Below are 9861 nucleotides of genomic sequence, written 5' to 3' on the forward strand. Positions count from 1 at the left end.
TGGCATTGGGCCCTCGGCGCTGACGGAGGCCATGGGCATGCTCAACCACCATTTCGCAGCAGCCGCCTGATCGGCGCAGAGCGACAGCCTACCTCTGACTGCCGCCAATCTTTGCAACAGAGCCCCGACGACTCCGACATCGACGATGACGACACGGTGCGCTCCGGCGGGCCGCAGGCGCGCCGGATCCCGAGCTTCCTCGATCCGGATCGCCCGATGGATCCCGTGCGCATGTCCGAGACCGGCAGCCTGGCGGAGCACCTCGGGTTGCGCCGGAAGAACGACGACCAGACGGATGTGGGGCCGGTGCGATGAGGGCGGGACTGGTGCTCGGCGAGGTCTGGAACGGCCTGCGCCGCAATATGTCGGTGGTCATCTCCGTGGTGCTGGTGACCTTCGTGTCGCTCACCTTCGTGGGGGCGGCGATCCTGATGCAGCTGCAGATCCAGCAGATGAAGACGTTCTGGTACGACCGCGCGCAGGTGGCCGTCTACCTCTGCACGGACTACGACCAGAGTTCGACCTGCGCCGGCGAGGACGCGGGCGAGGACGAGATCGCGGCCGTCGAGGAGGCGCTGCAGTCGGACACGCTGCGCCCCTACGTCGACGACTTCTTCTTCGTGACGCACGAGCAGGCCTACAAGGAGTTCGTGCAGCAGTTCGAGGGCAACCCGATCGTCGACATCACGAAGCCGGAGCAGCTCAACCAGACCTTCTGGATCAAGCTCAAGGATCCCTCGCGCTCCGACATCATCACGGAGACGTTCTCGGGCATCCCCGGCGTGCAGAGCGTCTCGGACCAGCGCAGCCTGCTCGATCGGATCTTCCTGTTCCTGGGGGTGGCGAGCTACACGGCGATCGTCATCGCGGGGCTCATGCTGGTGGCGGCCATGCTGCTGATCTCGACCACGATCAGGCTCTCGGCGTTCTCGCGCCGGCGGGAGATCGGGATCATGCGCCTCGTGGGCGCGTCGAACCGGTTCATCCAGACCCCCTTCATATTGGAGGGCATCATCGCCGCGCTCTTCGGCGCCGTGCTCGCGAGCGCCGCGTCGGTGGCGATCGTGCGCTTCTTCGTGCAGGGATTCCTCGCCCGGGAGGTGCCGTTCACGAGTTACATCACGGTGGAGCAGGCGCTCGTGGTGCCGCCGATCCTCGTGCTGGTGGGAGTGGTGCTCTCGGCGATCGCGGCGAAGATCGCGATCACCAGATACCTGCGGGTGTAGCGCAGAGCGTCCCCGGGGCGGGCCGCGGATCCGGATCTCGGGGCCGGGGCTCGTCGAAACCGAGCCCATCGTGCGAGCCCGAGCCCTCCCGCGCCGATAATCCGTGCGGGTTGGAGCAATCGGCTCGGTTCGGGCGCCTCGAGGCCGGGCGGCTCGGCGTGGCGGGCGGAACGGCGGCGGTGTGCGATAAGCTGGTTCTTCGCGCGTGAGCGCGGACCCCGAACCACCCCGGCCGCAGGAAGGATGTGACATGAGCCCGAAGGAGACCGGCGAGAAGCTGATCGCCTCCAACAAGAAGGCCCGGCACGAGTACCACATCCTCGACACCTACGAGGCGGGCCTGGTGCTCACGGGCAGCGAGGTGAAGTCGCTGCGCATGGGACGCGCGTCGCTCGTCGACGGATACGTGTTCATCGAGCGCGGCGAGGCCTGGCTCGACGCCGCCTACATCCCCGAGTACCTCAACGGCTCGTGGACGAACCACGCGCCGCGCCGCAAGCGCAAGCTGCTGCTGCACCGCCAGCAGATCGACAAGCTCTACCAGAAGACCCGCGAGGGCGGCATGACGATCGTGCCGCTGCGCCTGTACTTCCTCGACGGCCGCGCGAAGGTCGAGATCGCCCTCGCGAAGGGCAAGAAGGAGTACGACAAGCGCCAGACCATGCGCGAGCGGCAGGACAAGCGCGAGGCCGAACGGGCGATGCGCACCCGCAACCGGATGGGGGAGTAGGCGCTCCCTCGGGTGTCCCCGCGTCGCGGGCGGATCCTGCGCCGCGCCTGACGCGGTGGCGCCACCGCGTCAGGCAGTCGCAGGATCCACCGGCGCGGTGCCGACGCCGGTCACGCCGCCTACACCGCGTCGAGGGCACGGCTGACGTCGAGCAGGATCCCGCTCTGCAGCCCGTGCCAGTGCCGGGTGTCGGGATCGGGCCACGACGAGAGCTTGACGATCACGGAGTCGGTGCGCGGATCGAGCCAGAGGTTCTGGCCGTGGATGCCGATGCCGCTCACGTTGCCGCGCTCGTTGCCCGTGCACCACCACTGGCGCGTGTAGCTGCCCTCGGGGAATGCGGAGGTGAAACCCTCGTCGGGCATGGCTTCGCGGGAGCCGCCGGCCAGCACGCTTTCCACCCAGCCCTGCGATACGACCCGTCCGCCGGGAGCGACGCCGCCGTCGAGCATCATGCGGCCCACGCGTGCGAGATCCCGCGCGGTGCAGGAGACGCCCCCGTTCGCGAAGCCGAAGCCGGTCTGGTCGACCGTGATGGTCGCATCCCGATCGGCGTCGAGCTTCGCCCACAGGTACGTGGAGAGCGCTTCGACGTAGCGCAGACCGGTGACCCGCTCGACGATCCAGGCGAGCACGTCGGTGTTCGCCGAGCAGTACTGGAACTCGCCGGTGCCGCCGTCGCCGCGGAGGGTGGTGAGGAACTCGTAGGTGTCGGCGGGGTCCCCGTCTCGCCGCGTGCGCCAGCCGGCGGAGCGATCGTGGGTCTGCACCTCCGAGGCCGGATCGACGTAGTCCTCGTTGTAGTCGATCGAGATCTGCATGTCGAGCACCTGCAGCACGGAGGGCCCGTCGTAGACGGAGCCCGCGAGCTCGGGTACATACTCGGTGACGGGCTGCGCGGGATCGATGCGCCCCTCGTCGATCAGCGCGCCGACGACCGTGCCGCACAGCGACTTCGAGACGCTCATCAGCAGGTGACGGTCGTCGGGTGCGAAACCCGCCCGGTAGTACTCGGCGAGGACCTCGGAGCCGCGCAGCACGAGGAATGCGTCGGTGCAGGTCTCCTCGAGCCGCTGCTCGAGATCGGGGAGCCGCGTCGCGAGCGCGTCGAGCCGCACGACGGGCTCCGCGGGCGTCGCCGGGTCGCGCCGGGAGACCGCCGCCGTGGGCAGCAGCTCGCCCAGGCGGGCGAAGGCCCAGCGGTTGTGCGGGGCCTCCTGCCAGCTGTCGAGTGTCGGCTCCCCGGCCGCGGCTCCGGGATACCTGGCGGGGTGCTGGCCGGTGGAACGTGCGTTCATCGAGTGTCTCCGAAGGTGTAGCCGCGGCGGGTGAAGAGATAGTAGAGGCCACCGCTGACGATCATCGCGACGGGGGCGGAGAGATCGATGTAGCCCATGGCCTCGGCGACCGCGCCGCTCCAGAAATCGGTGGTGAGGAAGAAGGAGGCGGCAGCGCCGCCGATGATCCCCGCGGCGAGGCCGGGAATGCTGAAGCCGCCGGTGTACCAGTACTTCGCCCCCCGGCGCTCGTCGAAGAGATCGAGGCCATCGTATCGGTTGCGGCGCAGCCAGATGTCCATGCAGTAGACGGTGATGCCCGGAGCCGAGATGAGGATCAGCACCTGCAGCATGATGTTCACCGCGTCGAGCAGGCTGGTCGACATGACCAGGTAGATGGTGAAGAAGGTGCCGAGCACGCCGATGATGATGGCCGAGGGGATGCGCCGGATCGGGATGCCGATCGACTGGAACGCCATGCTGGCGGTGTAGGTGGTCATGCCGTCGACCGCGTCGCGGATCCCCTCCCCGAAGCGGCTCCCGATCTCGGCGCCCCGGCTTCCCGGATCCGTGCCCGTCACCGTCGCGGTGATGATGTCCAATGTCTTCCTCTCCTGTTGCGGGGCCGATGCCCCTATTTCGCGGCCTCGAGGACGGCGTCCCACATCACCTCGGAGGCGATCGCGCCGAGCGCGGTCGCGTTCACCGACAGCCGCCCGCGCGACGACCCCGGGGTCGTCGGCAGATCGATCTCGTCGGTGGTGACGGCGAAGAGCGTGTCGCCGTCCATGTCGGTGTGGAACGGCTGGATGCCGCGGTGCATCGAACTGTGCACCTGCTTGGCGAACTGGTTCAGCTCGACGGGGCTCATCCGCACGTTCGTGACGATCGCGCTGATCGTGGTGTTGCCCGCCTGGGTGACGGGCGGCAGCTGCTCGGCGAACGCCTCCTGGTAGTCGAACACCGGGTGGCGCCGGACCCCGGTCTGCGCGTCGTAGTTGCCGCGCACGATCCCGCCCGCGCGGTCCATGATCACGCCGACCGGGTTCGGCACGACGACGGCGAGGATGCGCACGTCGCCGAGACGACGGAACGCCGCGCCCTGCCCGGTGATCTCGGTGCGGTCCCAGTCCACCTTGCCCGCGGACGCGCTCATGCCCGCGCCCGCCCGCCCCTGCGGGAACTCACCGGGAACGGCGAATTCGAGCGCCGCGCGGCCGAGCGCCTTGTCGGGGTAGACCGCGGTGGAGCGCGCCGAGAAGTCGTAGATGACCGCCGACGACACCAGCTGGGCCTCGGCGAAGCCGGTGCGATACTCGAGGCGTTCCAGGAGCGCGCCGCTCACCCCGGCGCCCGCCTCGAGCCCGTAGCTGGCTCCGCCGGCCAGGCAGATGGCGTGGTTGAAGTCGTACCCGCCGGACAGACCCACGGCTCCGCCGCGCGCGTCGACCGCGGTGCGGGCGCCGGCGGGGATGTGGATCACGGTCGCACCGGTGGGCCCCTCCTCGTAGTGCGCCGAACCGACGCTGACGCCCGGGAAGTCGAACCGCAGCGTCTCCCGCCCGGTGCTCCTGACCGGCACGAGGTCGAAGGCGGCGTTGCCCGGGCCGCCGAAGACGGGCGGGCCCGCCAGGCGGGGCGCGGGATCCACGACGATCCCGCCGTCGATATCCGTGAGTGCGTGGACCGGTGTCGTATTCATAGGGCCTCCAAGAGTGTCTGCGAGTAGGGGTGCTGGGGGTTGCGGAAGAACTCCTCCGTCGAAGCGGTCTCGACGAGGTCGCCGCGGAAGAGCACGGCGACACGGTCCGCGACGCGCTCCACGGCGCCGAGATCGTGCGAGATGAAGAGGGCGCCGAAGCGGTGCTCCGCCTGCAGTTCGCGGATGAGCGCGAGGATCTGCATCTGCACGGCGACGTCGAGCGCGCTCACGGCCTCGTCGAAGACGATGAAGCGCGGCTCGGTCACGAGCGCCCGGGCCACCGAGACGCGCTGGCGCTGTCCTCCGGAGAGCTCGTGGGGGTAGCGCTCGGCGAAGGCGGGGTTCAGCCCCACCTGCTCGAGCATCTCCGTCACGCGCTGCCGCTGCTCGGACCGGCTGAGGTCGCGCCGCGCGACCGTCAGCGGTTCGCGCACCGACTCCCCGACCTTGCGCCGGGGGTTGAGCGACCAGTGCGGATGCTGCAGCACCGCCTGCAGCTTGCCGGCGTTGGCCCTGCGCGATCGCGTGAAGGGTTCGCCGAGCAGCAGCACCTCGCCGGAGTCGGGCCGCTTGAGGCCCAGGGCGACCGAGGCGGTCGTGGTCTTGCCCGATCCGGACTCGCCCACCAGCCCGAGCGTCTCGCCCGGGGCGACCTCGAGCGTCACCGCGTTCATGGCGCGGACGGTCCGCCGCTTCGCTCCCGCCCCGCTCGTGAACGCGACGCTGACCTCGCGCAGCTCCAGCACCGGGGCCGTATCCGTGTCCGGATGGGACGCAGACATCATTCCGCCTCCTTCGTCGTGGGATCCTGGCGGCCCGGTATCGCGGCGACCAGCGTTCTCGTGTAGTCCGCCCGCGGCTCGTCGAGCACCTGCGCGGCCGGCCCCTCTTCGACGATACGCCCCTGGTGCATCACGACGATCCGGTCGCACCAGCGACGTACGGCGCCGAGGTCGTGGCTGATCCAGATGAGGCTCGCGCCGGAGCGCTGCACCAGGTCGACGATGAGGGTCAGGATCTCGTCGCGCACCTGTGCGTCGAGCGATGCCGTGGGCTCGTCGGCGATCAGGATCTCGGGCTCGCGCGCCATGGTCAGCGCGATCGCGATGCGCTGCGCCATTCCGCCGGACACCTCGTGCGGATAGAGTCGGAGCACCCGATCCGGCTCGAGGATCTTGACGCTCGCGAGCAGCTCGGTGAGCGACTCCAGGTCGGTCGGTCGTCCGAGCGGCCTGAGCGCGAGCTCGAGCTGGCGACGGATCCGCATCGTCGGGTTGAGCGAGGCGATGGGATCCTGCGGGATGAAACCCAGTGATTCCCGTCGCAGCGCCCGTATCGCATCGGGCGCGAGACTCGCGATGTCCCTGCCGAGCACGTGCACCGACCCGGAGGTCACGTGGCAGACGCGCGGCAGCATGCGGCCGATGGCCTGCGACACGGTGGACTTGCCCGATCCCGACTCGCCGACGATCGCGAGCAGTTCGCCGCGGGCGACATCGAGATCGATCCCGTCGAGCGCTCGGGTCACGCCGAGACGGGTGCGGTACTCGGCGCTGAATCCCGTGAGCGAGACCACCGGGGCAGCGGGGGCGTTCGCGGTCATACGAGGCTCCTTGTCTCGCGCGGATCGAGCCGATCGCGCATCGTGTCGCCGATGAGGTTGATGGAGAGGATCGCGACGACGAGCACCGCGGCCGGGGCGAACAGCAGCCAGGGCGCCTGCAGCATGTAGCTGCCGCCCTCCTGGATCAGCAGGCCGAGCGATGACCGCGGCGGCTGCACGCCGTAGCCGAGGAAGCTCAGTCCTCCCTCGACGAGGATGCCGACCGACAGCGCGTACGTGCCCTGCACCGCGATGGTGCCGCTGACGTTCGGCAGCAGGTGGCGGAAGAGGATCACCGGGGCCGACACGCCGCTGATCTTCGCGGTGGTCACGAAGTCGCGCTTGGCGACCGACATCGCCGCCGCGCTCACCATGCGGGTCATGAGCGGCACCGTGACGAGCACGATGCTGGAGAGCACCGCGGCCTGGCCGGGTCCCACCACCGCCGCGATGAGGATCGCGAGCACGATCGACGGGAAGGAGTAGAGCACGTCGCTCAGGCGCATGATGACCTCCCGCGCCCAGCCGCCCGCGTAGCCGGCGACGAGGCCGAGGATCACGCTGATGACCGCGGTGCACACGACGGCGAGGGTGGAGAGGACGAGCGTGGTGCGCGTGCCCTCCAGCAGGCGCGCCAGCACCGAGCGGCCGAGGGCGTCGGTGCCGAAGGGGTACGCCGCAGAGGGCGGGCTGAGCCTCGGGCCGACGATCCTCGCGGGATCGCCCGCGAAGGGGATGACGGCGGCCGCCACAGCGACGAGCACGATGAGGCCGAGCGCGCAGGCGGCGGCGATGAAGAGGGCGTCGCGGGGCGGGCGGGTCTTGACCGCGCGCTTCCGCTTCGAGAGCGGGAGGGAGTAGGTGGTCATGATCCTGCCTTCCCGGTGACGGCGACGCGCGGGTCGAGCGCGCTCGTGATGAGGTCGAGCACGAGGCTCAGCACGACGAAGACGGCGGCGGCGAAGAGCACGGTGGCCTGCACGACCGCGAAGTCCCGACGGCCGAGGCCGGTGACCATGAACGAGCCGAGCCCCGGCAGGTTGAACAGCGTCTCGATGATGACGGCGCCGCCGAGGAGATAGGCGGTGATGGTGCCGAGCAGCGTGAGGATCGGGATCCCGGCGTTGCGCAGGACGTGATGGCGCACGATGTGCCCGGCCGTCTCCCCGCGCGCGACGGCGGCCGTGATGTGCGGTTCGACGAGCACTCCCATGACGGCGTCGCGCGTCGTGCGCGCGGTCGCCGCGACGCAGAAGACGGAGAGCACGAGCGCTGGAAGCAGGAGCGCCTGGAACGTCGGCCAGAAGCCCGTGCCGATGCTCGCGAACCCGCCGACCTTCAGGCCGAGCGAGAACTGCGAGAAGAGGAAGATCACGATGCTGCCGAGCACGAATTCCGGCACGCTGATGCCGATGCTCGACACGACGCGGCCGACGGCACCGCCCTGCTTCGCTCCGGACCTCACGCCCGTCCAGATCCCGAGCGGAACCCCCACGAGCAGCGTCACGGCCATCGCCATGATCGTGAGCGTCGCGGTCACCGGGATGCGCTCGATCATCTCGCCGGAGACGGAGCTCTGCGTGACGTAGGAGGTGCCGAGTTCCCCCGTGAGCACCTGCCCGATCCAGGCGAAGTACTGCACGAAGATCGGCTGATCGAGCCCGTACGCCTCGGCGAGCAGCTGCCGCTCCTCGGCGGAGGCGAGCGGGCCGAGGATGATGTCCTCGTAGCTGCCGGGCATGAGACGGATCGCGACGAAGATGAGCACCGAGACGCCGAGCAGGGTGATGAGCGCGCTCATCACCCGCCCGGCGGACCAGCGAAGGATCCGCATCATTCGGGACTACTCCCCGGCGATCCGGTAGTCGGCGATGTTGCGGAGGATGTTGCCGTACCCCTCGTTGCTCTGGATCGTCGGGCTCACCGCCGCGGTGTCGAACCCGATGATCGACGGCCGGTGCACGAGCGGCACCATCTCGGCGTACTCGTCGGCGGAGGCGCACAGCTCGGTCAGCACCTCGGCGCGCGCGTCGGGATCGGTCTCGCTCGCGCCCTCGGCGATGAGCGCGTTGAGATCCTCGTGCACGCCCGTGAAGCCCACGTTGAAGAAGGCCTGCTCGGGGTTCCACCACTTGGTCACCATGGAGGGATCGGAGTACCCCGCGAACCAGCTGATCGACAGATCGAAGTCGCCCGGCTGGGCCGAGAAGACCCGCTCGATGTAGATCGCGCTGTCGACCTGCTCGATCCGGACGGTGACGCCGATCTCCGCGAGCTGCTGCTGCACGAGCTGGGCGATCTGCGCCATGACGGGGTTCGAGGTGTCCACGATGAGGTCGAGCTCGACGTCTCCGGCGCCCGTCTCCTCGATGGTCGCCCTCGCGTCCTCGATCGCGGCCTGCTCCGAGGGCAGCTCGTCGACCCGGCAGGCGCCGGGCAGGTTCGAGGGGGTGATGCCGGTGGGGGTCGTTTCGCCGGCGAAGACGATGTCGGCGATCGCCTGGCGGTCGATCGCGGTGTTGATCGCGAAGCGGACGTCCTGGTCGTTCAGCGGACTGTCGGGCTTCTGCGAGTTGACGAGGACGTAGTAGAGGTCGCTCTGCGTCTGCTTGACGATCTGGAGGCCCTCGTTGCCGCCGAGCTGCGACAGCGAGTCGATGTTGACGAACTTCGCCATGCCGGTGCTGCCCTCGCGGAGCGCGGCCTGCCTGGTCGACTCCTGATCCACGATCTGCAGTTCGAGGGTCTGCACGGCGAGGTTGTCGCCGCCGTGCCAGTCGGGGTTCGCGGTGAAGGTCCACGATTCGTCCTGCCGGTGGTCGGCGACGAGGTACGGGCCGGTGCCGAGCATGGTGGTGGTGAGGTCGACGCTGCCGTCGTTCACCTCCTCCATGGGGAGGATGGCGGCCGGCGTGTTCGCGAGCGCGGCGAGGAACGGCGCGTACGGGCTGCCGAGCTTCACGGTGACCTGATCGTCGCCGGTGGCCTCGATGGACTCGACGGGGCCCATCTGGCCGGACCACACGCTCATGCTCGCGACCTGGCGCTCGAGGCTGCCGACGACGTCGTCGACGGTGAGCGCGCGGCCGTTCGAGAAGGTCGCGGTGGTGTCGATCGTGAAGACGTAGGTCGTGTCGTCCGGCTGCTCCCAGGAGGTGGCGAGCTTCGGCTGGATCTCGAAGTTCTCGTCCGTGGTCACGAGCGTCTCGTAGACGAGCCCCATGATCATCCACGAGGTGTCGGTCTGCGCGGTCTGGGGGTCGAGCCCGTCGGCCTCGCTCGTGTCGTAGTCCAGCTGCACGGTGAGGGCGCCCGTGCCCGTG

10 protein-coding genes and 1 pseudogene are annotated in these 9861 nt (G+C 69.4%); 3 read left to right on the top strand and 8 right to left on the bottom strand.

The genetic code is table 11. From position 1 onward, the window contains the following. From WBL06_RS14865 to smpB, 3 genes and pseudogenes are all read left to right on the top strand, one after another. A pseudogene (locus WBL06_RS14865) lies at positions 1 to 315 on the top strand (hypothetical protein); the annotation flags it as partial. After that, positions 312 to 1226: a permease-like cell division protein FtsX gene (gene ftsX / locus WBL06_RS14870; RefSeq protein WP_079941836.1), complete on the top strand. Its 915-nt coding sequence runs from the start codon at positions 312 to 314 to the stop codon at positions 1224 to 1226. The pseudogene WBL06_RS14865 and the gene ftsX, both read left to right, overlap by 4 nt. A 250-nt stretch (positions 1227 to 1476) precedes the next feature. Beyond that, complete coding sequence (smpB, locus tag WBL06_RS14875; RefSeq protein WP_079941835.1) at positions 1477 to 1956, top strand: SsrA-binding protein SmpB; 480 nt, start codon at positions 1477 to 1479, stop codon at positions 1954 to 1956. A gap of 119 nt (positions 1957 to 2075) precedes the next feature. Here smpB and nylB read toward each other — a convergent pair whose 3' ends face one another. From nylB to WBL06_RS14915, 8 genes are all read right to left on the bottom strand, one after another. Then, positions 2076 to 3254, bottom strand: coding sequence for a 6-aminohexanoate-dimer hydrolase (gene nylB, locus WBL06_RS14880; RefSeq protein WP_363746599.1), 1179 nt, complete (start codon positions 3252 to 3254; stop codon positions 2076 to 2078). After that, positions 3251 to 3835: a cytosine permease gene (locus WBL06_RS14885; protein WP_424457359.1), complete on the bottom strand. Its 585-nt coding sequence runs from the start codon at positions 3833 to 3835 to the stop codon at positions 3251 to 3253. The genes nylB and WBL06_RS14885 overlap by 4 nt, the downstream gene beginning before the upstream one ends. Before the next feature lie 32 nt (positions 3836 to 3867). Continuing rightward, positions 3868 to 4935, bottom strand: a complete 1068-nt coding sequence (locus tag WBL06_RS14890; protein WP_424457360.1) for an endo-type 6-aminohexanoate oligomer hydrolase — start codon at positions 4933 to 4935, stop codon at positions 3868 to 3870. Next, the gene (locus WBL06_RS14895; protein ID WP_424457362.1) at positions 4932 to 5720 is read right to left on the bottom strand and encodes an ABC transporter ATP-binding protein; all 789 of its coding nucleotides are present in this window, start codon (positions 5718 to 5720) and stop codon (positions 4932 to 4934) included. Before WBL06_RS14895 ends, WBL06_RS14890 begins: the two co-directional genes overlap by 4 nt. Then, the gene (locus WBL06_RS14900; RefSeq protein WP_363746606.1) at positions 5717 to 6538 is read right to left on the bottom strand and encodes an ABC transporter ATP-binding protein; all 822 of its coding nucleotides are present in this window, start codon (positions 6536 to 6538) and stop codon (positions 5717 to 5719) included. Before WBL06_RS14900 ends, WBL06_RS14895 begins: the two co-directional genes overlap by 4 nt. Beyond that, entirely contained in the window at positions 6535 to 7407 is an 873-nt protein-coding gene (locus tag WBL06_RS14905) for an ABC transporter permease (RefSeq protein WP_363746609.1), read from the bottom strand. Before WBL06_RS14905 ends, WBL06_RS14900 begins: the two co-directional genes overlap by 4 nt. Further along, positions 7404 to 8375: an ABC transporter permease gene (locus WBL06_RS14910; protein ID WP_424457365.1), complete on the bottom strand. Its 972-nt coding sequence runs from the start codon at positions 8373 to 8375 to the stop codon at positions 7404 to 7406. The genes WBL06_RS14905 and WBL06_RS14910 overlap by 4 nt, the downstream gene beginning before the upstream one ends. A gap of 6 nt (positions 8376 to 8381) precedes the next feature. Continuing rightward, a partial coding sequence (locus WBL06_RS14915) for an ABC transporter substrate-binding protein (protein ID WP_424457367.1) occupies positions 8382 to 9861 on the bottom strand: 1480 nt, incomplete at its 5' end.

The sequence above is a fragment of the Pseudolysinimonas sp. genome, assembly GCF_049651805.1.
In the GTDB taxonomy this organism is placed as follows: Bacteria; Actinomycetota; Actinomycetes; order Actinomycetales; family Microbacteriaceae; genus Pseudolysinimonas_A.